Origin of the sequence: Lysinibacillus sp. Bpr_S20, assembly GCF_023337835.1 — a bacterium.
In the GTDB taxonomy this organism is placed as follows: domain Bacteria; phylum Bacillota; class Bacilli; order Bacillales_A; family Planococcaceae; genus Lysinibacillus.
This window is the reverse complement of sequence record NZ_JALNLQ010000002.1, coordinates 39,154-65,296: the sequence shown is the minus strand read 5'-3', so window position 1 is coordinate 65,296 and position 26,143 is coordinate 39,154. Positions and strand designations below refer to the sequence as shown.

Below are 26,143 nucleotides of genomic sequence, written 5' to 3'. Positions count from 1 at the left end.
TTTATTTTTCAGTAACTACTCCGTTGTATAATCCAGGTCTGCGGTCGTCATAAACAGGAATTCGGCCGCGTACTTCATCGACAATCGAAAAGTCCACGTCGATGACAGCTACTTCTTCGTCCTCTGCGCCAACCCAAAGTACTTCGCCCCACGGTTGAATAATCATTGATTGACCATTGAAGTTTTCTACCTTTCTAGAAATTCGATTAACAGCGATGACGAAGCATTGATTTTCAATGGCACGTGCTTGCAGCAACGTTTTCCAATGATCGATACGTGGTGTCGGCCATTGTGCCGGTACAAATAATACTTTTGCACCCTCTAAGGCGTGAGCGCGTAGCCATTCCGGGAAGCGGATATCATAGCAAATTACGCCTGCAGCCTCAATATCTCCTAGGGCAAAGCGATTCATTTCATCCCCAGCTTCTAAATATAAATGCTCGTCCATTAAGCGGAAAAGATGTGCCTTGCTATATTCACCTACTAACTCGCCATTCTTATCAAACGTATACATTGTGTTGTAAAATTTATCGCCCTTCTTCGTTGAAACAGAGCCACCAACAATATGTACGCTAAGCTCTTTTGCCAAAGCTGATAAAAATGCTTTCGAACGCTCTCCATCCACATCTGCAAGCTCAGATAATCTTTCAAGTGCATAGCCTGAATTCCACATTTCCGGTAGCACAATAATTTCTGCACCTTGTTTTGCCGCTTCACGAATTTTGTCCTCTGCACGAGCAAAATTTTCTTCTACTTTGCCAAAGCCTACGTTTAATTGGATACAACCTATTTTCATTGTTATGCCTCCTCAAGACAGTACTTTTTATATTTTATACTACAACGATTTTAGATGAATATTTCACCACTTAATACTTGAATCGCCGAACCCGCAATTGCAACATCTTTTATTTTGGGTGTAACGTACAATACACCACCGCGTTTTGAAAGCTGTTTGCTCACGATGCTTTCTTTTGATAATTTTTCACACCAGTACGGTCCTAACGCACCATGAGTGGAACCATTTACATGGTCTTCATCAATGCCTTGTGCTGGAGAAAAAAATCTTGAGACAATATCAATCCCTTCATTCTTAGAACAACTCGTTATACAAACACCACGCACAGGGAACTGTTTCATCGCATCAAAATCAGCTTTAAAATCTGCAATATCCTCTTCGTGACGCAGCTCCACTATATAATCCAACTCTGTTTTCCCCACATATATTGGTTTCACACCAAGCCATTCCTCAAGCTCCAAAGGACATTCAATCTCTTCTAATCGATACTTTTGAATTGTTATCTCAACTAGTTCATTCAACCAATTTGCTTGCAAAGGGCCACTTACAGTCTGGAATATAATTGGAGAATCCACGGGTACAATTCCTAGTTTCCAGAGCAAAAAAGCGCTAGCGATTGTTCCATGTCCACAAATCGGTATTTCCTTCGCTGGCGTAAACCATCTAAGAGAGAAATCATTATCCTTCTTTTGAACAAAAGCTGTTGTTGGTACGGGGATCTCCTGAGCCATTTTCTGCATGGTTGAATCAGGTATTGCTGAATCTAGTAAACAGACTGCCGCGGGATTTCCCTTGTAAAGCTCTGTAGTAAAAGCATTGACGATAAAATACGAGACTTTGTTCAATTTTCCTCACCTCATATACTATTAGGCTCTAGACAATTACTAAAAAAAGTAATATTATGTGCATCATATCTTTAATAATTATTATATTCTGAAAAAGGTGGTCGTGCATGGAATTCTCAAAAAAACTACAGCAACTCCCAACTCAATTTTTTGCAGCACTTGTGCAAAAAGTAAACGCTGCTCTTGCTGAAGGGCGTGATGTTATCAATCTTGGTCAAGGAAATCCAGATCAACCCACTCCTTCACACATTATTCAAGCATTACAGGAGGCGGCAGAAAATCCTCAAAATCATAAATACTCTCCATTTCGTGGCATAGCAGAATTACGAGTGGCCGCAGCAGACTTCTACAAACGTCAATACAATGTGGATATTGACCCTGAAACAGAGGTTGCTATTCTCGGTGGTACGAAAATTGGCCTTGTTGAGCTACCGTTAGCCGTTTTAAATCCCGGTGATACAATGCTATTACCTGATCCCGGATATCCAGATTACTTATCTGGTGTCGTATTGGGTGATGTTAATTTTGAAGTCATGCCACTTTTTGCAGAAAACAATTTCCTGCCTGATTATAATGCTTTATCCGATGAAGTTAAAGAAAAGGCAAAGCTTCTTTACTTGAATTACCCAAACAACCCAACTGGAGGTACTGCAACACTAGAATTTTTCGAGGAAACAGTACGCTTTGCAAAAAAGCATAACATCATCGTATCACATGATTTTGCCTACGGGGCGATTGGATTTGACGGCAATCAACCTATCAGCTTCCTGCAGGCTGATGGTGCTAAAGATGTCGGTATCGAAATGTATACATTATCCAAAACGTATAATATGGCAGGCTGGCGCATAGGTTTTGCAGTTGGTAATCCTGATATTGTTGCAGCCATTAACCTTATTCAAGATCATCTATTTTGTAGTCAATTCCCTGCAGTGCAACAAGCCGCGGCAGTTGCACTTACTGCTTCCCAGAGTTGTGCTGATCAGCTAAGAACGACTTATGAGCGCCGGCGAAACGTCCTGATCAAAGAAGCTAAGCGAATTGGTTGGCAAGTCACAGCACCAAAAGGCTCTTTCTTTGCATGGCTCCCTGTTCCACTTGGTTTTACGAGTGAACAATTTACCGATATATTGCTAGACAAAGCTGATATTGCAGTAGCTGCAGGCAATGGCTTCGGTCAATACGGCGAAGGCTATGTACGGGTTGGTTTACTTGTTAGCGAAGACCGCTTACGCGAAGCAATCAGCAGAATTGAAAAATTAAACTTATTTTAGCTCATGAGCATTGCAATCCCCTACTTTCGAAAAACTGTTTCAAACTTGCTATGGGACAGTTTTAGCAATTCTTTCGCGGCTAAATATTATAATAAAATAAAAAATTTTAAAAATTCAATTGACTTACAATATCCTATAATTTATATTAGTTCTATCGGATTTACAAAAAAATATTATAAATCTCTTATCAAGAGTAGCTGAGGGACTGGCCCTATGAAGCTCGGCAACCTCCTTTTTTAAGGAAGGTGCTAAATCCTGCAAACGATCATCGTTTGAAAGATAAGAGAGGACAATTTTTCATGAGCCTCTCTTAGTTTATAAGAAGGTTTTTTTTATTTTTACAAACCGATAATACAACTTTGGAGGTATGTTTCATGAAAAAGAAAAACAAAATTTTATTAGGTTTAGCGAGTCTCACACTGGTAGCTGCATTAGTAGGCTGTGGTTCTAAAGAAGATAGTAAAGAAAGTAAGGCTATTAATGAGAATAAGATTGTAGTAGGTGTAACTTCTGGACCACACGAACAAATTACAGAGGTTGCCGCAAAAGTTGCTAAAAAAAATGGCTTAGAGGTAGAACTAAAAACTTTCTCTGATTATGTGTTACCAAATACATCGTTAGCCGAAGGTGATCTTGATGTAAATAATTATCAACACAAGCCATTCCTCGATGCATTTAACAAAGATCACAATACAGATTTAGTGCCAGTAGCAAAAACAATTTTAAATCCTATGGGCATATACTCTGAGAAATATAAATCATTGGATGCAGTTCCTGATGGTGCAACATTCGGATTACCAAACGACCCAACAAACGGAGCCCGTGCCCTATTCGTCCTTCAAGAGGCAGGCTATATTAAATTAAAAGACGGTGCAGACTTAACAGCATCTATTCGCGATGTGGAAGAAAACAAAAAGAATTTGAAATTCATTGAATTAGAGGCTGCACAAATTCCAAAGCAGCTTAGTGAAGTAGATCTAGCAGCAATTAATACGAACTTCGCTCTTGATGCAGGCATTAATCCTAAAAAAGACTCCATTCTTTTAGAATCTACTGACTCTCCATATGTTAATTACATTGTGGTACGTGCAGAAAACAAGAATGATCCAACAATAAAGAAATTTGTTGAAGCTTATCAATCGGATGAAGTACGCAAATTTATTGAAGAAGAATTCAAAGGTTCTGTTATTCCAGGCTGGTAGTAACAATTAAGGACCTTTCATAAAATCAAGAATCTGCGAGACTAGCAGATTCTTGATTTATAGAAGGGCTTAGAAAGGAGATATCACAGATGATTCAATTAGAAAATATAACAAAAGAATTTAAAACTAAAAAAGGTATCGTCAAAGCAGTAGATGGTATTAACTTGCATGTCAAAAAAGGTGAAATCCATGGAGTTATTGGCTACAGTGGTGCCGGAAAAAGTACCCTTATACGCTGTGTCAATTTATTAGAGCGTCCAACAACAGGAAGAGTATTGATTGATCATGTAGATATTACTTCCCTTTCTCTTAACGACCTTCGTAAAACCCGTCAAAAAATCGGCATGATCTTTCAACATTTTAACCTTTTAAAAACAGCAACCGTATACAACAATATCTCGGTACCATTAAAGCTTCTTGGCTATAGTGACTCTGAGGTGAAACAACGCGTTGCAAAATATGCAGAAATTGTTGGCCTAACAGAGAAATTAGATAGTTACCCTAGTCAGCTTTCAGGGGGGCAAAAGCAACGTGTCGCTATCGCACGGGCCCTTGCCCAAGAACCTGAGATTTTACTCAGTGATGAAGCAACAAGTGCTCTCGACCCCGAAACAACTGACGCTATTCTTGATCTTCTCTTGAAAATTAATCGTGAGCTGGGCATCACTATTTTACTCATTACACATGAAATGAATGTTATTCAAAAAATTTGCGATGATGTATCCGTTCTTGAATCAGGGACGGTTGTGGAAAATGGATCTGCTATAGAACTCTTTTCAAAGCCTCAGCATTTAACGACCCGAAAGTTTTTAAATACCATATCTCAACGCAACTTATCTCCTTCTCTTATCAAGCAATTAAATGTCTCGGGAAGTGTGATTCGTTTAACATTCCTTGGTGAAAGTACAGGGAAACCATTACTTGCAGAAGTGAGCAAAGTCTATGATGTACAACCAAATATATTAACAGCCAATATCATTGAATTAAAAAACGGCATTGTTGGTAATATTGTCGTGCATCTACATGGTAAGGCGCATATCGTAGAAAAGGCACTGAAGTATTTTAAAGAAAACGGGGTAGACGTTGAGGAGTTAGGAGGCGAATTACATGAATAGTATACAAAGCTTCTTTGCAGATTGGTCAGATGTTATTTGGAAATCTATTATCGAAACCTTTCAAATGGTCGGGATTTCATTATTCTTCTCTATTTTAATTGGGATTCCTTTAGGACTATTAATCGTTTTGACTCGTCCGGGGCAATCGTTTGAAAATAAATTTCTCTATCAATTTTTCAATTTATTTATTAATATTATTCGCTCTGTACCGTTCATTATTTTACTATTCTTCATTTTACCGTTCACAAAGCTAATCGTCGGCACAACTATTGGTGTAAAAGGTGTTATCGTGCCGCTTGTTGTATATACAGCGCCTTATATTGCGCGACTTATGGAAACTGCACTTTTAGAAGTTGATCCAGGTGTTGTGGAAGCTTATACAGCAATGGGCATTAAACGCCGTCATATCATTTGGAATGTCCTACTACGTGAGGCTCGCCCATCCATTATTTTAGGTTTAACGATTGCCACAATCGGTCTTATTGGAGCAACAGCCATGGCAGGAATGGTTGGCGCTGGTGGTTTAGGTGATCTCGCATACCGTTATGGACACTTACGCTATGAGGTCGATGTGATGTATGCGACAGTGTTTATCCTAATCATCCTTGTTCAAAGTATTCAATCGATAGGTAACCGCTTTGCCGTGAAACTAAAAAAAGATTAATAGGAGGATTTCGATGACAAAAACAACAGATGGCGATCTACTGTTAAAAAATATTAAAGCCCAAGCCCCCTTCCCTATTTGCTTTGCAGATTTAGAAAAAGCCGTTGCAGACAAGATGGAAGCTGGTCCGTTTGGCTACATCCGTTCAGGTGCTGGCGGTGAGCAAACATTGCGAAATAACCGTGCAGCCTTTGAAAAATACTCTATTATTCCACGCTTTTTACATGATGTTTCAAGTATTAACACATCGGTTGAACTATTCGGAAAAGTACATCCAACTCCGTTCTTATTTGCTCCTGTTGGCATGAACAAAATGGCGCATGAAGAAGGAGAGCTTGCCGTTGCACGTGCAGCTGAGCAATTAAAAATTCCTTATATCCAAAGTACAGTTTCAAGTTACGCACTTGAAGATGTAGCTCAAACGGCTCCCGCGGCTACTAAATGGTTTCAATTATATTGGTCAACAAATGAGGAAATTGCCTATAGTATGGCCGCTCGAGCCGAGGCTGCTGGTTTTGAAGCTATTGTTTTAACTGTAGATACAGTCATGCTTGGCTGGCGTGAAGAAGATGTGCGCAATCAATTTTCACCATTAAAGCTTGGGTATGCACGAGGAAACTATATGAATGACCCTGTTTTTACGGCTTCCTTACCAGATGATTCATTTGAGTCATATATACAGGGTGTTTTGCAAAATATCTTCCATCCAACATTAAATTGGGAGAATGTACGTGAATTAAAGCGCCGTTCTAATCTCCCTATTTTATTAAAAGGAATCTTACACCCTGAAGACGCCAAGCTAGCTATAGAAAACGGCATCGACGGTATCATCGTATCGAACCATGGCGGTCGCCAATTGGATGGCGTAATTGGTTCACTTGACGCACTCCCAAGCATTGTAAAAGCCGTAAAGAGACAAATTCCTGTTATTTTAGATAGCGGTGTGTATCGTGGTATGGACGCTCTTAAGGCACTCGCCTTAGGAGCAGATGCTGTTGCCATAGGTCGTCCCTTCGTCTACGGACTTGCATTAGAAGGACAGCAAGGCGTCGAAAAAGTAATGACAAATTTATATGATGAATTAAAAGTCTCGCTCGCATTAGCGGGGGCAATATCTATAAAGCAACTACGTAATATCACAATGGTGAAAAAAGATGTAACCGATCGTCAATGAATGAATACAGATGAACGCTACAAACAGCGAAAGTCACTCACTTAAAATAAAGCTACCCCGGCATTTCGGGGTAGCTTTTCGTCGCTTTGGTTCTTCTATCCGTCACTTTGCCTTTTCTATCCGTCGCTTTGCTTTCTTTCCGTCACTTCGGCTCTTTTATCCGTCACTTCAGCTCTTCTTTCCGTCGCTTTGCCTTTCTATCCGTCACTTTGCTTTCTTTCCGTCACTTCGGCTCTTTTATCCGTCACTTTGGCTCTTTTATCCACGCTTTTGACGGTTCTATCCACGCTTTTAACTCTTCTATCCGCTTCGGCTCTTCTATCAGTCGCTCTGTCTTCTATCTATCACTTTGACCCATCTATCACTTTGCCTTATTTATCACTTTGCCTTATTTATCCATATAAAACTAAAAGGGGCTACCTCCTATTGAGGCAGCCCCATTTTTTATTGAATAACGCCTAGTTCACGGCCTACTTTTTCATAGATTGCTAGAGCGTCGTCCAGCATTTCTTTTGTATGTGCCGCTGTAGGCATGTTACGAACACGTCCTGTGCCTTTTGGAACCGTTGGGAAAACGATTGATTTAGCATAGACGCCCTCTTCAAATAGGCGACGAGAAAATTCCTGCGTAAGCTTTTCATCACCAATAATACATGGTGTGATTGGCGTTTCAGATGCACCAATATTAAAGCCTAGTTTAGCAAGACCTGCTTTTAAATAATCGCCATTTTCCCAAAGCTTATCGTGAAGCTCCGTTGAGTCAATTAGCATTTGCACTGCCGCTGTAATCGCAGCAACATCACCTGGTGGTAATGCCGTTGAGAATAAAAACGGACGAGAACGTACTTTCAGCCAGTCAATTAAATTTTTCTTACCTGCTACATATCCACCAACAACACCAATTGCTTTAGAAAGTGTACCAATTTGGAAATCAATTTCTTTTTCTAAACCGAAATGCTTTACAGTACCTTTTCCTTTACCCATTACACCTGAACCGTGTGCATCATCGACATATGTTATTAAATCAAACTCTTTTGCAATCTCAACGATTTCTGGTAATTTTGCAATATCACCATCCATTGAGAATACACCATCAGAAATGACCATGATTTTATTGTATAAGCCTGATTCTTTTGCTTCCTTTGCCTTCGCACGTAAATCGTCCATATCAGAGTGATGATAGGCAATGATTTTCGCACGTGATAAACGACAGCCATCAATAATCGATGCATGGTTTAATTGGTCTGAAAGAATCGCATCATTTTTATCCATAACAGCTGAAATAGCTGCCATATTACAGTTAAAACCTGATTGGTAAGAGATCGCTGCCTCTGTTCCTTTAAACTTAGCGAGCTTTTCCTCTAATTTTACATGTAAATCAAGTGTGCCATTAATCGTACGGACTGCTCCAGCCCCCACACCGTATATCTCAATTGTTTCTTTTGCAATACGCTTTAAATCTTCATTCGTTGCTAAGCCAAGATAGTTGTTTGAGGATAGATTAATTAGATTTTTGCCACGTACCTGAATAGTTGGGCCGTTTGCTCCCTCTACTGGATCAATTTCGTTGTATAAGCCTTGATTGCGTAAGGCTTGTAGGTTTTCATCTAAAAATGCATTCAATACTTTTGACAAGCGTATCATCCTTTCCTAGGAACACTATTCTAGTTCCTAGTGTAGCACAAGCATGCTAGTAGAAAAATTACTTTGTTAATCTTTCGAATAGTGGGGCAGTTTTTTCTCGCCAAAGAGATGATGATACACAATTATCGATTAATCGACGGACCATATACTCTGCTTCCGCATAACGCTTCGAATAACCCATTGCATCCTGCATTGCTTCTTTATACTTTGCCCGAATATCTTCAATTTTAGCTTCTGCTTCCTGTGAAATTGCGCAATGTACCCCTATATCGAAAATTTCATCTCCTTGTCTTCCGACCTGAGGTTCAAAGACATGTGGATCTGTACTATCAAAGATGCAAAAATTCAATTCCGGAATAATAACCATGTCAACAGAGTTTGAATCCAAGCCACACCAAATAATTTGCGCATCGAGCCCTCTCGCATTGGCTTCATCTGCTAAACCTTTCATTAACGAAGATTTCCCCGTACCGGGCTTCCCTTTGATCATCAATCTTCGAGCTACATTTTTTGTTATGCTATCTACTGTATTTTCAGCCCCCCTCGGTGTTAATGTTCCGAGTAAGCGATGCGTGCGCATACCAGTTTTATTTAAGACCATTGATTGGAAAATATCTGTCTTTAAATTTTCAACCTGATCATTTAATGCCTGCCAGTTCATGCAGCTTTGTGTGACAGCTTCCCAATCATCATGAATCTTTATAGCGCTATTAAGCTTTGAAATACACTTCTCGCGCCATGACTCTCGTTCCGTCATTGCATCCGCAAGCTGTTCACCAACCTTTTCAAGTTGGACTTCTTCTAAACAATCATAAAATGACATCACCCGATGCTTTGTGCCAAGGAGAATCGGTTCAATCCCCCACCCCGATGACCATACAAATAGTCGATTACATCCTTGAACATACACTGCTTCAACAATATCCTCCAGCAACGCATGCTTAAACCATTCCACCGCAAAGCCTTGCTTCACATAATAATACCCCAGCTCTTTAAGAAGCTCTGATCCTTTAAACGTCGGTGCACCCTGCAAAATATAAACTAATTCAGCTTCATCCATCATTTCTTTATATAAATGTTTAATTCCTTGCCCAGTCAGTGCGTGTCCATAATAGTAGGTCACATTTCCGTTCAATAACGCTCCCCCTTTTCTTATGCCTTGCATTATATGAAGGAACCTTTTAAAAAATGAAAACCTACAGAGGGTGAAAAAAATATAGCCTTCTCTTTTTAGCAACAACATTCACTAAAAGAGAAGGCTACAAATTTTGCCCTTACTTCATTAAACCTTTAATAAGTCGAGTTGAGACATAACAAACTTCACCATTATCTAAAAAAATGATTCTTTCCTTTGAATCGATATTTTTAATTTTGCTTCTATTTACAATAAACGATTTGTGACAACGATAAAAATCTTCATGTAAATCTTCATAATCCTTCAATCGACCGTAAAATTCAAGATGTTCATTTTCTAAATGTAAAATAATTTTATGTGAGCCTGGGGAAGCTTCGAAAAAATAAACATTTTGAAAGTCAATATTATGAGTACGCCCTGTTGTTTTAATTTGAAATTTTTGAATGTTATCTTGTTCCCCTATTTTTAAATAACGTCGATGCGCTTCTTTCAAAGTAGATAATAATTTATCTTTTAACAAGTCTGGGTGATCTTTAATGATAAAATCTAACGCAGCCAGTTTATAAATAAATGTAAGATAACTCATTTCTGCATGTGTTGTAATATATACTAGACTAGCAATAGGGTCTTTTTCTCGAATCTTAGTCCCTAATGCAATACCTGTAATTTCGTGATTTAAATCTATATCTAAAAAATAGCAATCAGCTTTATCATTTTCTAAAAATGCTAGAACATCATCAGGATTTGTAGTGGCCAGCACAATTTTCATCCCATTGTCTTCAATCATAGCGTAGTTTTCGATTGTTTTTTTTGCTCTTTCTAATTGAGCTATATCATCTTCGCAAATAATAATATCCATCTTATCTACTCCTTTCGAAACTCAACTTCTTGAATAAAATAAGGGGAACTAATTTTCGTGTTCAAATTGACGTTATGTAAATCATTTGTTATTTGACGTAAATTAGCTAAGCCTAAACCTCGATTTTCTCCCTTTGTTGAAAAGCCTTCTTGATAAATTTCATGTACCTTTATAGCTATTTTCTTATCAAATGTGTTACTCACAACTAATAAGACAACCTCACCCATGTGGATAAACGCCATTCGTACTTCGCCATTTTCAACTCCTCGTGCAGCTTCAATCGCATTATCTAGTAGAATGCCGACCATGCGATTTAAAAGAATTGGATCTACATCAATATCAGTAATCTCCTCAACAATTTCAATATAAAACGGTACATGATGTGATTGGGCTTGTAAAATTTTCGTGGTCACTAACCCTTTTAAACTGTTTATTTTTAAGTTATTTAGCATCATCATCGCTTGTTGATTTAGTTGTTCATGATGATTCGCTTCTAAAATATGATCATAGAAGTATGTATGTAGACCTTCATAGTTTTTATCATCAATAAATGTACGCAGTGAAGATAAAATATTAATGTAGTCATGTTTAAACTTGCGCATATCTTGGTTAATTTGTTCAATTGATGCAACATAGGATTCGAAGTTTTTCATTTCTTGCTCACGTTGCTTCATTTTATATTGTTTAAATGCTAAATATAAAACGACAAATACACTAATTGAAAGTAATACAAAATAAATTAGGAACATCGCTAAATTATTTTGAACACTTTCATAGAAATTGTCATAGTCTATTGCCATGATATTGATGTACATAAAAACGACTGTAGCAACACCAAGGAATACCGAAATATACGAAACATAGCTATTAAATACCCAACGATCAATCAAATATTTCAAAATTCGTTTGTAACAAAAGGCGAATATTATGGCAAATACTATTAAAAATAAGAAATAGCCGATTACAATTAGCTCCTCATTTCCTACTTCATTAAGTAAACGAAAAGCAATTATATACGATATGTTATCGCCAATTACTAAAAAAATAAGCGCCATAAACACATGAAGAATGTTCATAACAACTTTTGTTTCTCGATAAATCATGATTGCTAATATCAATACATAGTATAAGGTAGATATTGGTCCAATAAATAGAAATAATATATCTGTTGGTAAAAATAGCATAAGTATAATAAATAGAAATTGTTTTTTTGAAAAATTTAAGTCTAATACATATTTACAGAAAAAGAGCATTATAAAATATTGAATAATGTTTATTATTAGTAGAAATTCAATCGTTATATCCACTTTAATCACCTTTTTATACTATCTATCCCTTTCGAAACCCGACTTCTTGAATAAAATAAGGAGGACTAATTTTCGTGTTCAAATTGACGTTATGTAAATCATTTGTCATTTGACGTAAATTAGCTAAGCCTAAACCTCGCTCTTCTCCCTTTGTTGAAAAGCCTTCTTGATAAATTTCATGTACCTTTATAGCTATTTTCTTATCAAATGTGTTACTCACAACTAATAAGACAACCTCACCCATGTGGATAAACGCCATTCGTACTTCGCCATTTTCAACTCCTCGTGCAGCTTCAATCCCATTATCTAGTAGAATGCCGACCATGCGATTTAAAAGAATTGGATCTACATCAATATCAGTAATCTCCTCAACAATTTCAATATAAAACGGTACATGATGTGATTGGGCTTGTAAAATTTTCGTGGTCACTAACCCTTTTAAACTGTTTATTTTTAAGTTATTTAGCATCATCATCGCTTGTTGATTTAGTTGTTCATGATGATTCGCTTCTAAAATATGATCATAGAAGTATGTATGTAGACCTTCATAGTTTTTATCATCAATAAATGTACGCAGTGAAGATAAAATATTAATGTAGTCATGTTTAAATTTGCGCATATCTTGGTTAATTTGTTCAATTGATGTAACATAGGATTCGAAGTTTTTCATTTCTTGCTCACGTTGCTTCATTTTATATTGTTTAAATGCTAAATATAAAACGACAAATACACTAATTGAAAGTAATACAAAATAAATTAGGAACATCGCTAAATTATTTTGAACACTTTCATAGAAATTGTCATAGTCTATTGCCATGATATTGATGTACATAAAAACGACTGTTGTAATACCAAGGAATACCGAAATATACGAAACAAAGCTATTAATTACCCAGCGACTTATCAAATATTTCACAATTCTTTTGTAACAAAAAGCAAATATTAGACCAAATACTATATAAAAAAAGAAATAACTAATTATTGATAGTTGCTCATTCCCTATCCCATTAAACAACCGAAAAGTCAGTATGTTAGAAATATTGTCCCCTATTACTAAAAGTATCAGTGCCATACACACATGAAGAATGTTCATAACAACTTTTGTTTCTCGATACATCATGATAGCTAATAGCGATAAACAATATAACATTGACCACGCACCAATAAACGGGAACAACAAAAAAGTTGGCAAAAATATAATAATTATAATAGTAATCAACTGTTTTTTTGACCAATATAAGTCTAAAATATATGTACAGAAAAATAGCATCATAGAAAACTGAATAATGCTCATTAGTAGCATTTTTCCTGTTAGTACATCCATTTATCATACTCCTAACATTTTACTATAAGACCATTATATTTCATTTTAAAAAATTCTGTACTTTTAATTTCTTCTGGAAATTCTATTTCATCCTTCCATTCTACAAGAATCTCCATATAAAAATGCATCCACAAGTTCATCCCATCGCGTGCTACCACGTACAAAAATCGCCCATAACCAGCAATTGTGGCTACGGGCTGTTCACTATTTTGTTTAAGTTTTGCTATAAACTAGAGCAATTATTCTTTTTGCCCTTTGATAACAAAAGATCTTGACATTTTGTTCTTATAATCGCAGGACTATCTATTAAATTGAATTAGTTGTTTAAATGTTAAGCTATCTGATTTTAAAACGCCTTTTGGATAGATTTTCGCTGCCACTGCTGCAAATAAAGCAATAAAAGATATCATTACTAATAGCGAAACAGCAATTTCGATTGGTGAAATCGTATTATATACAATACGAATCAATACACTCGTTGGTGCCGTAAATGGAATGTAAGAAGTTATATTCGTCATCGTTCCTTCTGGAGAATCCACTACAAAGAGCATCTCTACTACTAAACTCGCCATTAATATAATCATAATTGGCATCGATGCACTTGCTAAATCATCCGGGCGGCTTATCATGGATCCAACAATTGCATACAAAGTTGCATAGATAAAGTATCCAATGGTACAGAAAATAAGAATATACCCTGCTGTTCCCCATGTAATAGTTTCCATTACAGCTTGTACAAACGAGCCTTCAGGAACTTCAAAAATACCTACGTTTGCCCATAATAAAAGGGCACCCATAAAAATAAATAATTGTGTTAAACTAGCTAAACCAATGCCTAAAATTTTCCCGTACATCATAGGGACTGGTGCCACTTTTGTAATCATGACTTCCATGACACGTGAAGATTTTTCAGATGCAATCGCTGTTGCAACGTTGTTACCGTATATTGAAATAGAAAAGAACATAATAGTTATTAAACCGTAAATAATAAACAACGCATTTGGTTCTGTTTCATATAACGATTGAACACTGCTTTGGAGTGGTGTATTCAATTCTTGAACGACACCCGTGTCAATCGATTGTTTAGCAACAATTGACGCTACTTTCTTTTGTTTAATATAAGATTCTAACGTAAGTAGCACTTCATTGTTTACTTTCGGCATGTAGATATTCAATTGCATTACATTCGTTTGATCTTCTAATACAAAGAATCCAGTTAATTCCTTAGTTTTTATATCTTCTTTTAGGTCTTCTATATTCGCATTTTCTACTATTGTCCAGCTTCCGGCTAACCCTGTTAACTCTTTTTCAGATAGTTCTAAAGATGTTTGATTGACAATTTTATAAGTCTCATCCGGACTGTTCGAAGTAAAGACTTTCATGATAGATGGTGAGGCAAAGAGAAGTAAACTCAATCCTACTAAACCAATCGTCATATATAAATATGCCTTTGTTTTTACAGCCTCTTTGAAAACGTTATTAAATACAATGCTAAAATTGCGCATTTACGCCCCCCCTGTTCGTTCAATAAAGATTTCATGTAAACTTGGTTCTTTCAATGAAACTCCTTGTAAATCAAACTTTTCATCAATTTCCCGAATCGTTTGATGGATTTTATCATTTCGTGGAATACGCAATTTATAACGATTATTTTCTTGTGTGAATTTATATTGTTTCAAAGCTAAGTAATCTTTAATGTTAGCTGTTGTATCTAATTCTAAATAACGATAATCATAAGATTTTTTTACAGCTGATAATTGATCTGACACAATTAAATCCCCATCTTTCAAAATACAAATTTGGTTACAAAATGATTCAACTTGATCCATTTGATGACTACAGAAAATAATTGTTTTCTTTTGAGCGATTAATTCTTTTACAACACTTTTTAACATATCAGCATTGACTGGATCTAACCCGCTGAAAGGTTCATCTAATATGATAAACTCCGGATCATGTATAATTGCTGTAATTAATTGTACTTTTTGCTGATTTCCTTTAGATAATTGTTCAGTGCGCTTCTTTGCTGCATAAGAGATTTCAAGCTTTTCTAACCATTTTAGGGCCTCTCTTTTAGCTTCTTTTTTATCCATTCCTTCTAACATACCAAAATAAATAATTTGATCTAAAACGTTCATTTTCGCATAAAGACCACGCTCTTCTGGTAAATAACCAATTTTTAAGTTCTTCTTGGAGAAAGGTTTTCCTTTCCATAAAATTTGTCCACTATCTTTCGGAATTAACTCTAACATCATTCGAATGGTAGTTGTTTTTCCGGCACCATTTCGACCAAGCATGCCTAATATTTGCCCTTCTTCTAATCGAATTGAAATATTGTTTACTGCTTTTTTATCACCAAAGCTTTTATTTAAATTTTCGATTTTAAATGTCATAAAGCATCTCTCCTAATTAACCATTTTTATGATAGCAATAACAACGATGCCAATAATTAATCCACCTAAAAGACCTAAAACTTTTTTCATATTAATTTTCCTCCTTCGCATGTTCAATTTGTAATTATTTTCTGTTCAAATGCTTTAACAATGGATTCTATATAATTTGGTACTTTAAAATAAGTATTAATTCGATAAAGTGACTGATCTATTTCTTCAGCCGATAGCTCTTGTGTACGTTGGATAAATTCAAATGAGTGACCTACCGCTAACTCTTTTAGTATCTTTTTATCCACCTCCCTTAAAGAGACATCTGGTAAATCAGGTATATTACATCCAAATGATTCCAACAATATTAAAAATTCGTCCAGACTTGTATTTTTAGTAACACTGGTCCACCTTTCTTCATCTTTTAGGTGATGGTAGACCTCACCCATCCTTGAATCCACAAGTAACATGATGTCTATTTCTGGACATTTTAATTTCTTCAAACTATCAATTGTCATTGTAAAATGTTGATTAGTTGCTTCCACTACCACAATATCAAGGCATTGTTCTTTAATTTTTTTCATCAAGGTTTGATCAAATATAGGAGTTTGAATTTGATAAGTATCTACTTGCCAAGTTGAACGCCTATCACGAATAGCTATTTGTAATGCTTCAATAAATAAAGTTGACGTTGAAACAATTAACACTTTCAAAACATCCCCCCCTTTCCGTCTGAGAATTACCTTAACTACACTATACTTTTGTTTTTCTTTTTATTGTTTAAGTGCTCTTCAAAACTAATTAATTGCACATTATTGTTCTTTTTTAATAAAAAAATACGTTCATGCAATCATGAACGTATACTTTCTTATTTACAGGAGGTCCCATATGCGTATTTACAATGTAAAGGAAAAGCATTCAGACTATCGAGATTGAACGGATATAAAGGGCTTATTCGACTTAGCCGAGCAATTTACCGAGCTACCCGAACGAACTCTTTGCTTACCTGAACAGTTTGCCAAGTAACCTAAGCGTTTCTTCCACATCGCCAAGCGGATAACCATAACCAAGCAATCTTTTTCAACTGTTACTACTTAAAAGCCCAATAAAAAACTACCCAACCTATCATGCTTGGGTAGTGGTAATTGGTGCGAGCTTTGCCTTTGTAACGGCGACTAAATCATCTAGTTGTACGTGGATTTGCATGCCGATTTTCCCGGCACTCACAATAATTTCCTCTTGCTCTTGAGCCGATGCATCGATGATAGTTGGATAAAGCTTTTTCATGCCGACTGGAGAGCATCCGCCTCGCACATAGCCTGTATAGCCAAGTAATTCCTTGACTGGGAGCATGTCGATTTTCTTTTCTCCTACAACCTTTGCAGCAGCTTTTAAATCGAGCTCATCTGCTACAGGAATAACAAATACAAAAAGTTTTTGTGCACTTGCCTTTGCTACTAATGTCTTGAAAACACGAGAAACTGGGTGGCCAATTTTTTCAGCAACCGAAATTCCGTCAACTTGACCGTCACCAGTCTCATATTCAATTACTTCGAATTGTATTTTTTGTTGCTCCAATAATCTTATTGCATTTGTTTTCGCATGCTTTGCTTTAGCCATGTTAAAAAAACTCCCATCTCCAGCATTAGGCTATCATAGAGAACTTAGGGTCATTTCCTGGTTGATAGCCGTCTTTCGCCATTTGTATATGAGTCGCATATTTTTCAGAAGCGTATTTAAATGTTCGCGCCTTATAGGCCTCTGCATAACTCTTACCGAAAATTGTATCTGCAAATGGGTCTAATTTCAATTCTTTCAAAAAACGTTCAGGTACTTTAACTTCAATAGTTTCACGTACAAAAGAAGGCTCCCTTTCATCTAACTCTTGATCATTTAGTTGCCCCTGCATGTGAAGTAATTGAGCATTTGCACTTGCCGCAACACGTAAATCCTGTGGTGATGGCTGTGCGGGTGCTAATGCTGCAGTCCTTACCTTCTCTAACGTTTGGAACAGTTCATTGGCATTCACATCATCTCCAAAAGGCGCTTCTTCATCTAAATCCTCTATCTGTGAATATTCAAGAGCTTCAGCTTTTTGCGTTTGCTCATGAGCGAGCACATTCTTTTTCGTTTGTTGTAAATCCTGCATGATTGTTTGCTGTCGAGGCGTGACTTCTTTAGATTCCTCTTTTTGCTGCTCGTAGAGATCTTGATCTGTACGCCCTAAAAGTAGATTTTCGAGCTCAAGCAATAACGGATTTTTCTTTGGCTGGAAATACAATGAGTTTTTTCGATATGCATCATCTGCTTGTTTTCGCTGTAAAATCTTTTTACGATTATATTGTGATGACATTCTTTCTAGTTCTATTAAACTTGATAGTTTCATATGATTCACCTCGGCTTTCTAATTTAATATGAAAGTTACGTAATAAATATGATAGTTTCTGTATCCTAATTATCGGAATTTTCTTAATCAAATTCAAGAGTAAATGAATACTAAGCTTCTAAAGAAATAAATAAATTTCGATAAATAAGGCATATAGACCTTCATAAGCTTGTGATATTCTATTCATTTAATAGTTTATGGTGTTAATTCGCCACTAAAAAACAGCCCTTTAGTAAGGACTGTTTTATCTATTTTTAATCAATATACTTTTATAGGCTAGGTAGCCAAGCCATGCTCCCAGGGTATTTAAAATCAGATCATCGATATCTGCCGATCCAACTCTAAAAATAAACTGGATGGTTTCTACCGCTAGACTAGAGAAAAAGCCTATACAAATAACTTTCCAAGCTTTACGACACTTTTTTGATAATAGCGGTAGTAAAAAGCCCATTGGAGTAAATATTAATAAGTTGCCGAGCAAATTAATAATAATGATGTCAAAATTAAAATACTGAGAGTAATTTATATAACGAAGAATTGTATCAAAGGGAACAAAATTCGTCGTTAATTGCCAGTTGCTGTAATCAAACAGCCCTAAATCACCAAGAGAGTATTCGCCATGGAACAAAATCACGACTACATTCACTAGACGATCAATCACCAGTTTATAAAAAGCTATGACGGAATAGATGCAAAAAAATATCCAACCTGTTACCTTTATCGGTAAATAATATGTATCTATCAGTGAACGATAAGGTAACGGTAGCTTGGCACTACCCTGTATATTATTTTTTGCCATGCCTATACCACCTACTTCCCTTGATCCTCTCATCATTTTAATATGCACCTCTTCACCAAGCAAGGGGTAAAAATAAGTTAGGTCAAACGTTTTTATTTTTTCCCCTTATACTATACGTCTGTCCAGGTTCAATTAGAAAGAAAAGCTCACAATAAAAAAGCTGCCTCCATTAACTGAGACAGCATTTTTTCATGCTTTATACTGGATTTACTCCATGTTTACGTTCCGAGAATAATAGATATTTTGACATATAGAGCTCTAAACGTGATTCGAGTGCTTTTCTTAAATCATTTGGCTCAATGACATCGTCAATGATAAGCTCGGAAGCTAGGCGATAGACATCGATTTCCTCTTGATATTCCTTGCGCTTTTCTGCAATAAAGCTTGCTTGCTCCTCTTTTGGGAGTTCAGCAATTTTATTGGCATAAACTGCATTGACCGCGGCTTCAGGACCCATTACAGCAATTTGCGCATTGGATAGTGCAATGCAACAGTCTGGCTCAAAAGCAGGACCTGCCATTGCATACAGCCCTGCACCATATGCCTTACGGACAATGACCGTTAATTTAGGGACAGTTGCCTCGCTCATTGCAAAAATCATTTTCGCTCCATGGCGTATAATCCCTGCTTTTTCAACTTGCGTACCAATCATAAAGCCCGGTACATCTGCGAGGAAAAGAAGCGGAATATTAAACGCATCACAAAGTGAAATGAACTTTGCTGCTTTATCAGCTGAATCGTGGAATAAAACGCCCCCCTTGACGCGCGGTTGATTGGCGATTATTCCGACAGATTGCCCATTAATGCGTCCTAGTCCTGTAATTAATTCTGGAGCGAATAATTTTTTCACTTCACAAAACGAATCTTCATCAATAATCCGTTCTATTAGCTTATACATATCAAAAGGAACGTTTTGATTTTTCGGTATTAGTTCATCAATCGATTTATCAAATATAGCTGGTGGTTTTGGAGCCTCTACCTTACTGCGCTCCGCATAATTGTTCGGGAAATAGCTTAAATATTTACGAGCATAGGCAATTGCTTCTTGCTCTGTTTTAGCAAGCACATCTCCGCAACCGGAAACAGAACAGTGCATTTTCGCTCCACCCATCGTTTCCAAATCTACCTTCTCACCTATAACCATTTCTGCCATACGTGGAGATCCTAAATACATCGATGCATTACCCTCTACCATAACTACAATATCGCAGAATGCAGGGATGTATGCACCTCCTGCTGCGGAAGGTCCAAACAGTAAGCATATTTGGGGAATTTTACCTGAAAGCTTCACCTGATTATAGAAAATGCGTCCTGCACCTCTTCGACCAGGGAACATTTCCAATTGGTCAGTAATACGTGCACCTGCCGAATCGACTAGATACAACAATGGGCAATTTAGCTTTTCTGCTGTTTCCTGAATACGAATCATTTTTTCTACTGTACGTTTACCCCAAGAGCCAGCTTTAATCGTCGAATCGTTCGCTAATACACAAACAGTGCGGCCATGGATTTTACCGATTCCAGTTACAACGCCATCTGCTGGTAAGTCACCTGCTAAGCAGTTTGCATACAAGCCATCCTCCGATTGTAGTCCATCATCTAGTAATAATTCGAGTCGTTCACGTACAAATAGCTTTCCTTGCTGTGCATTTTTATCGTGATATTTTGGCAGGCCCCCTGCTAAAATTTGTTCCTTCATTGTTTTCGTCGTATTTTCTGTCGGTACATTGCTCATCGTTAATTCCTCCTTTTGCCCAAATCGGTTACGCCTTAGCATAATTACTTTACCCTTCGTATTTCTTCTCTCTTACATTCCATAATTATAATAAATTCACTTAGATTTCAGATCATAAACAAAGTGTGAGGTTGATTTCCGTTCCGACCGGGCGCTTTGCCGCTGACGCTTCGCTTTCGCGCAGAGCAGAGCTTCCTGGGGGCGTCCGATGAGCCGCTTCACTCGCGTTGCTCGCTCCAGGGTCTCGGGCCAACAGATGTTTTTTGCGCGAAAGCGTGAGTGCAACGTAGCGGCAGCAGCACCGATGTTGGTCACGAAGGCGTTATCACAGGATGTGATGGTTTTAGCCTTCGTTCCCCTATCGCTGATCCCCAAGGAGTCGCCCAGTCTCTACTCCAATTAACTTGTAATCGTGGCATAGATTATCTTCAACTTTTGATTTAGCCATGACTTTGCCTTTTGGTTAAATGCCTCCTTTTATTTCCCTACATATTGCGGTGTTCGCTTTTCCTGGAAAGCTAGTAAGCCCTCTAATCGATCTTCTGTAGGAATCAGAGCATTATATGCAAGTGATTCGATTTTTAAGCCCGTAGCTAAATCTACTTCAACACCTTGATTCATGGCAATTTTCGCCTGTACTAAAGAAAGTGGCGCATTTTTGGCCATTTCAAGTGCAAGCTGCTGTGCCTTTTCAAGTATTTCATGTCCCTCATAAACATACTCAACAATACCGTAGCTTCTTGCTTCCTCTGCGTTTAATCGACGTGCTGTATAAATTAATTCCTTCGCTTTTCCAATACCAATCAATCGTGGAAGTCGTTGTGTACCTCCTGCCCCTGGGATGATGCCGAGAGATGTTTCCGTAAGACCTATCTTTGAATGGGCAGCAGCCAGACGTAAATCACAGGCTAATGCTAGTTCGAGCCCACCACCAAAAGCAACACCATTTAGTACGGCGATAACTGGTTGAGCGAGTGCCTCTACTTTTGCCACTGTTGCCCCGATTAATTGCACGATCTGCTTTACTTGTCGGTCTGGCATCCCTTTACGCTCTTTTAAATCTGCGCCTGCGCAAAAAGCTTTTTCCCCTGCTCCCGTTAGTAAGACGACTCTCACTGCCGGATCGCCATTTATGTTGTCGAGTGTCGTGCTAAGTTCTTGGAGTAATTGTATAGACATTGCATTCGCCGCTTCAGGTCTTGAAAGTGTAATAAGCCCAATGCAATGATCTACTACCTCAAAACGAACGAGTTGCGTCATAATTGACTCGCACTCCTTTCATTACGGACAATCGCCATTTGTTTAGAAGCAACGTCCTTTCCTAGTTTCTGTTCAATAAAGAGTGCCGCCTCTAGCACTTTATTCCGTTCTACACCCGTTTTAATACCCATTTCATCTAATAAATACAATAAATCCTCCGTGGCTACATTACCTGATGCTCCTTTGGCATACGGACAGCCTCCGAGTCCACCAAGCGCACTATCAAACTTCGTAATGCCCATTTCTAAAGATTGAACAATATTCGCTAGTGCTGTACCACGTGTATCATGAAAATGCATCGCGAAATTTTCTGCAGGATATCTTTTTAGCAATTCTTCTAAAAGATTTTCCACCTGTGTCGGTACACCAACACCAATCGTGTCACCAAGTGAAATTTCATCGACGCCCATTTCGAATAATTTCTCCGTTACTCGTAAAACCTTTTCTGGATGTATGTAGCCTTCATACGGGCACCCAATCACTGTTGAGATATAGCCTCGTACATTTTTATATGCTGCCTTTGCTCCTACCACAACTTCCTGTAAGATCGGAAATGTTTCATTAATCGATTTATTAATATTACTTTGATTATGGCTTTCGCTGGCCGACATAAACACGCTCACTTCATCTACTTCAGCCTGCAATGCACGTTCTAAGCCACGCATGTTCGGTACTAGTGCCGCATATGTGATATCTTTTTGGCGTTTAATGGCTTGAAGTACCTCCACTGCATCAGCCAGCTGTGGAATCCACTTCGGATGTACAAAAGAAGTGACCTCGATATATTTCAATCCAGTTTGACTAAGTAAATTTACTAGATGTACTTTATCGGCAGTTGCAATATGCGTTTTCTCATTTTGCAAACCGTCACGGGGACCTACTTCCTTTAACGTTACATGCTTTGGTAGCTGCATAAAGAAACCTCCTTATTATTCGATTTCTAAAATATCATCATCAACGTTAATAAAATCCCCTTCGCTCGCAATGATTTTTGTAACCACGCCATCTTCTTCTGCTGCAATTGGAATCTCCATTTTCATCGACTCTAAAATTGCTACATCTTGTCCTGCTGTCACTTTCTCGCCCTCTGCTACAACGATTTTCCATACTGTCCCTGCCATACTCGCTTTCACTGTTGCCATTGTCAATCCCTCCAAGTGTCATTAATGTTTTAGATAACGCATTCGCACTCGTTATTAAAGTGCGAATGCCTTTAATGTATTTATTTTGTCTCTGCTAATTGAGGTAGATAATATTCATCTACAAATTTAGTAGTTGTATAGCCTTTTAAAAATTGTTCATGTGTGACTGTTTTCAGTAGCATTGGAATATTTGTTTGAATTCCTTCTACTTTATACGCTTGAAGTGCCTCAATAAGTCTTTCACAGGCAATTGTTCGTGTTTCTCCCCACACTACCAACTTGCTAATCATCGGATCGTAAAAAGGTGTTACCGTAGTGCCAGCCTCTACGCCACATTCATGGCGAATGCCTTCGCCTGTAGGCAATTCAAAAGCAGTAATTGTCCCTGGAGAAGGGAAAAAGGTCGACGGATTTTCTGCGTAAATGCGTACTTCAATCGCATGTCCTTTTCTTTGTATGCTATCGCGCGTAAATGCCAGCGGTTGTTTTGCCGCGATCTTTAATTGCGCTTCTACAAGATCCAGATTTGTAATTTCCTCAGTCACGGGATGCTCCACCTGTAAACGCGTATTCATCTCTAAGAAATAAAAGTTTTGCTCTGCATCTACTAAATACTCAATCGTGCCGGCATTCACATAGCCAATATGTTGCACTGCCTTGACCGACGCATCTAGCATACGTTTTCTTGTTTCTTCAGAAATGAAAGGAGATGGTGCTTCCTCAACTACTTTTTGATTTCTACGTTGAATCGAGCACTCACGTTCAAATAGTGGGACGACATTGCCATCATGGTCCGCCATAATTTGCACCTCGACGTGATGAGGATTCGCAATAAAACGTTCCATATACATCGTGCCATCACCAAAGAATGACTGTGCACGTTTTTGATTGCCCTCAAAGGCTTTTGCCAATTCCTCTGCATTTTCAACGAGCTGCATGCCGATACCCCCACCACCAGCAGAGGCTTTTAACATAATCGGATAGCCTAGTCGGGATGCAATTTCTATAGCGTCTGCTACATCTTTCAAAGGTGCTTCTACACCTTCAACAATTGGTACACCTGCTGCCTTCATTGTTTTCCGTGCTTCTAATTTACTACCCATCGAAGCTATAACGTCCGCGCTTGGTCCAATAAAAACAAGGCCCGCCTCCGTACAACGTTTAGCAAACTCAGCGTTTTCTGATAATAAGCCATAGCCGGGATGAACAGCGTCAGCACCGCTTTCCTTCGCCACTTCAAGAATACGATCAATATTTAAATAGCTTTGTGCAACAGGTGGTTTTCCGATACAGAACGCCTCATCCGCGTCCTTCACATGTAAGCTTTCAGCATCTGCCTCGGAATACACCGCAACTGTTTGAACATTTAGTCGTTTGCATGTCCTTATAACACGTCTAGCGATCTCTCCACGATTTGCAATTAAAACCTTCTTGAACATAACACTGCCCCCTCCTTACTTCACTGTTGCACCGAAACTCTCTCTTAATCTATACTTTTGAACTTTTCCTGATGCAGTCATCGGATAGTCATCGATAAAGAAAATATGTCGTGGTATTTTATGTCTAGAAATTTTATCCCGACAATAATCTCGAATCTCTTCTTCTGTTGCCTGCTCTCCTTCTCGCAAAATAATCCAAGCTGCCGCTTCTTCTCCATAAACGGGATCAGGAACGCCCGCAACCTGTACATCTGCAATTTTTGGATGTGTATAAAGGAATTCTTCAATTTCTCTAGGCGATAAATTTTCACCGCCCCGAATAATCATATCTTTTAAACGACCTGTTACACGTACATAGCCCGCCTCATCCATCGTTGCCAAATCCCCTGTATGCAGCCAGTTATCTTTATCTATTGCAAGAAGCGTTTCTTCTGGGTTTTTATAGTAACCTTTCATGACATGGTAGCCTCTCGTACATAACTCCCCTTGTTCATTCGGCGCAGCTTCTTCGTTTGTACCAGGAATGACAATTTTAACTTCTAGATTTGGCAATGCGCGGCCCACGGTTTCTACCTTTAACAATAGTGGGTCATCAGCTCTTGTTTGTGTAATAACAGGTGAGGCTTCTGTTTGCCCGTAGCAGATCGTAACATCCTTCATCCCCATTTTGTCGATAACAGCTTTCATAACTTCGATAGGACAGTTAGAGCCAGCCATTACTCCCGTACGCAACGTTGATAGATCGAAAGACGAAAAATTCGGTAAATTAAGTTCACTAATGAACATCGTTGGTACGCCATGTAGCGCCGTACATTTCTCTTTTTCAACAGTTTGTAGCACCTCAGTAGGTGAGAATTCCTGAACTGGTACCATCGTTCCGCCACTCGTTGTAATGGCTAATGTCCCAATTACACAGCCAAAGCAATGGAAGAATGGGACAGGAATGCACAAGCGATCTTCATAAGTTAAACGCATACATTCTGCAATATTAATCGCATTATTGACTAAGTTATAATGCGTTAACATAACACCTTTCGGAAAACCTGTTGTTCCCGATGTATATTGAATATTAATAACATCATCATAATGAAGTGCCTGCTGTCTTTGATCTAATTGCTCTTCAGTTATTTGCTCTGCAGCAGATAACACATCAGACCAATTTAGCACGCCAGGGTATTTTGTCTCGCCAATTAAAATAACATTTTTCAATAAGGGTAGTCGCTTTGATTGCAAATTACCCGGTTCACAATGATCAAGCTCTGGACATAACTCTTGCAGTGTATTCATAAAAGAATGGTCTCGATAATTTTCAATTAAAATAATCGTTTTTGCATCGGATTGCTTCAATAAATATTCCAACTCGCTTGAACGATAATTAGTGTTTACAGTGACGATTGGAGCACCCATTTTACCTGTAGCAAATTGTAGCTGCACCCATTCCGGGACATTGGTCGTCCATACTGCAATATGCTCACTCTTCTCTATTCCAAGAGCCATCAACCCTCTAGCTACCAAACGACTTTGCCGATTGAGCTCCTCGTAGGTCATTCGTAAATCCCTGTCTGCATACACTAATGCTTCCCGCTGTGGATACTTTTCAGATTGTTCATCTAGCAATTGACCAATAGTTTGATACACAAGTTCTGCCATGAAAATCCTCCTTAT

Annotated in this window: 24 protein-coding genes and 1 riboswitch; of the genes, 5 read left to right on the top strand and 19 right to left on the bottom strand. The window is 38.0% G+C overall.

The features are described from left to right. Position 1: 1 nt before the first annotated feature. The gene (locus tag MWJ95_RS04940; protein WP_249075236.1) at positions 2-796 is read right to left on the bottom strand and encodes a carbon-nitrogen family hydrolase; all 795 of its coding nucleotides are present in this window, start codon (positions 794-796) and stop codon (positions 2-4) included. Between the two features lie 50 nt (positions 797-846). Further along, positions 847-1,641: a PhzF family phenazine biosynthesis protein gene (locus MWJ95_RS04935; RefSeq protein WP_249104605.1), complete on the bottom strand. Its 795-nt coding sequence runs from the start codon at positions 1,639-1,641 to the stop codon at positions 847-849. A gap of 107 nt (positions 1,642-1,748) precedes the next feature. On the opposite strand from MWJ95_RS04935, the gene MWJ95_RS04930 reads away from it, so the two are divergent. From MWJ95_RS04930 to MWJ95_RS04910, 5 genes are all read left to right on the top strand, one after another. Beyond that, positions 1,749-2,912 carry a pyridoxal phosphate-dependent aminotransferase gene (locus MWJ95_RS04930; protein WP_249104603.1) on the top strand — a complete coding sequence of 388 codons (1,164 nt, stop codon included), beginning with the start codon at positions 1,749-1,751 and terminating at the stop codon, positions 2,910-2,912. A 181-nt stretch (positions 2,913-3,093) separates the two neighbouring features. Next, a riboswitch (SAM riboswitch) is annotated at positions 3,094-3,198 on the top strand. A gap of 88 nt (positions 3,199-3,286) precedes the next feature. Next, complete coding sequence (locus MWJ95_RS04925; protein ID WP_249075239.1) at positions 3,287-4,114, top strand: MetQ/NlpA family ABC transporter substrate-binding protein; 828 nt, start codon at positions 3,287-3,289, stop codon at positions 4,112-4,114. Between the two features lie 89 nt (positions 4,115-4,203). After that, entirely contained in the window at positions 4,204-5,229 is a 1,026-nt protein-coding gene (locus tag MWJ95_RS04920) for a methionine ABC transporter ATP-binding protein (protein ID WP_249104601.1), read from the top strand. After that, positions 5,222-5,893 carry a methionine ABC transporter permease gene (locus MWJ95_RS04915; RefSeq protein WP_249075241.1) on the top strand — a complete coding sequence of 224 codons (672 nt, stop codon included), beginning with the start codon at positions 5,222-5,224 and terminating at the stop codon, positions 5,891-5,893. The genes MWJ95_RS04920 and MWJ95_RS04915 overlap by 8 nt, the downstream gene beginning before the upstream one ends. A gap of 13 nt (positions 5,894-5,906) precedes the next feature. Next, positions 5,907-7,067, top strand: a complete 1,161-nt coding sequence (locus MWJ95_RS04910; protein ID WP_249104599.1) for an alpha-hydroxy acid oxidase — start codon at positions 5,907-5,909, stop codon at positions 7,065-7,067. A 444-nt stretch (positions 7,068-7,511) separates the two neighbouring features. On the opposite strand, the gene MWJ95_RS04905 is transcribed toward MWJ95_RS04910, so the two are convergent. From MWJ95_RS04905 to MWJ95_RS04825, 17 genes are all read right to left on the bottom strand, one after another. Continuing rightward, on the bottom strand, positions 7,512-8,711 hold the full coding sequence (locus MWJ95_RS04905; protein WP_249104597.1) for a glycine C-acetyltransferase: 1,200 nt from the start codon (positions 8,709-8,711) through the stop codon (positions 7,512-7,514). 58 nt (positions 8,712-8,769) lie between these two features. Continuing rightward, a complete protein-coding gene (locus MWJ95_RS04900) occupies positions 8,770-9,846 on the bottom strand; it encodes a nucleotide kinase (RefSeq protein WP_249075245.1) in 1,077 nt (358 codons plus the stop codon). Positions 9,847-9,985: 139 nt separating this feature from the next. Further along, positions 9,986-10,705 carry a LytR/AlgR family response regulator transcription factor gene (locus tag MWJ95_RS04895; protein ID WP_249104595.1) on the bottom strand — a complete coding sequence of 240 codons (720 nt, stop codon included), beginning with the start codon at positions 10,703-10,705 and terminating at the stop codon, positions 9,986-9,988. A gap of 5 nt (positions 10,706-10,710) precedes the next feature. After that, positions 10,711-12,012, bottom strand: a complete 1,302-nt coding sequence (locus MWJ95_RS04890) for a sensor histidine kinase (RefSeq protein ID WP_249104593.1) — start codon at positions 12,010-12,012, stop codon at positions 10,711-10,713. Between the two features lie 22 nt (positions 12,013-12,034). Then, positions 12,035-13,336 carry a sensor histidine kinase gene (locus MWJ95_RS04885; RefSeq protein WP_249104591.1) on the bottom strand — a complete coding sequence of 434 codons (1,302 nt, stop codon included), beginning with the start codon at positions 13,334-13,336 and terminating at the stop codon, positions 12,035-12,037. A gap of 299 nt (positions 13,337-13,635) precedes the next feature. After that, positions 13,636-14,841 carry an ABC transporter permease gene (locus MWJ95_RS04880; RefSeq protein WP_249104589.1) on the bottom strand — a complete coding sequence of 402 codons (1,206 nt, stop codon included), beginning with the start codon at positions 14,839-14,841 and terminating at the stop codon, positions 13,636-13,638. Then, on the bottom strand, positions 14,842-15,729 hold the full coding sequence (locus MWJ95_RS04875; RefSeq protein ID WP_249075249.1) for an ABC transporter ATP-binding protein: 888 nt from the start codon (positions 15,727-15,729) through the stop codon (positions 14,842-14,844). It abuts the gene before it with no gap. A gap of 113 nt (positions 15,730-15,842) precedes the next feature. Next, entirely contained in the window at positions 15,843-16,424 is a 582-nt protein-coding gene (locus tag MWJ95_RS04870) for a glycosidase (protein WP_249075290.1), read from the bottom strand. 418 nt (positions 16,425-16,842) lie between these two features. Continuing rightward, positions 16,843-17,337, bottom strand: coding sequence for a Cys-tRNA(Pro) deacylase (gene ybaK / locus MWJ95_RS04865; protein WP_249104587.1), 495 nt, complete (start codon positions 17,335-17,337; stop codon positions 16,843-16,845). A gap of 25 nt (positions 17,338-17,362) precedes the next feature. Continuing rightward, on the bottom strand, positions 17,363-18,103 hold the full coding sequence (locus MWJ95_RS04860) for a hypothetical protein (protein WP_249104586.1): 741 nt from the start codon (positions 18,101-18,103) through the stop codon (positions 17,363-17,365). 244 nt (positions 18,104-18,347) lie between these two features. After that, the gene (locus MWJ95_RS04855; protein ID WP_249104584.1) at positions 18,348-18,902 is read right to left on the bottom strand and encodes a VanZ family protein; all 555 of its coding nucleotides are present in this window, start codon (positions 18,900-18,902) and stop codon (positions 18,348-18,350) included. Between the two features lie 196 nt (positions 18,903-19,098). Next, positions 19,099-20,637 (bottom strand): acyl-CoA carboxylase subunit beta, encoded by a 1,539-nt coding sequence (locus tag MWJ95_RS04850; protein ID WP_249075253.1) that lies wholly within the window; start codon positions 20,635-20,637, stop codon positions 19,099-19,101. A 477-nt stretch (positions 20,638-21,114) separates the two neighbouring features. Then, a complete protein-coding gene (locus tag MWJ95_RS04845; protein ID WP_249104581.1) occupies positions 21,115-21,897 on the bottom strand; it encodes an enoyl-CoA hydratase in 783 nt (260 codons plus the stop codon). After that, entirely contained in the window at positions 21,894-22,811 is a 918-nt protein-coding gene (locus MWJ95_RS04840) for a hydroxymethylglutaryl-CoA lyase (protein ID WP_249104580.1), read from the bottom strand. Before MWJ95_RS04840 ends, MWJ95_RS04845 begins: the two co-directional genes overlap by 4 nt. A gap of 15 nt (positions 22,812-22,826) precedes the next feature. Beyond that, positions 22,827-23,039 carry an acetyl-CoA carboxylase biotin carboxyl carrier protein subunit gene (locus tag MWJ95_RS04835; protein WP_249075256.1) on the bottom strand — a complete coding sequence of 71 codons (213 nt, stop codon included), beginning with the start codon at positions 23,037-23,039 and terminating at the stop codon, positions 22,827-22,829. An 80-nt stretch (positions 23,040-23,119) separates the two neighbouring features. Further along, entirely contained in the window at positions 23,120-24,478 is a 1,359-nt protein-coding gene (locus MWJ95_RS04830; protein WP_249104578.1) for an acetyl-CoA carboxylase biotin carboxylase subunit, read from the bottom strand. Positions 24,479-24,493: 15 nt separating this feature from the next. After that, positions 24,494-26,128, bottom strand: coding sequence for an AMP-binding protein (locus tag MWJ95_RS04825; protein WP_249104575.1), 1,635 nt, complete (start codon positions 26,126-26,128; stop codon positions 24,494-24,496). Between the last annotated feature and the right edge of the window lie 15 nt (positions 26,129-26,143).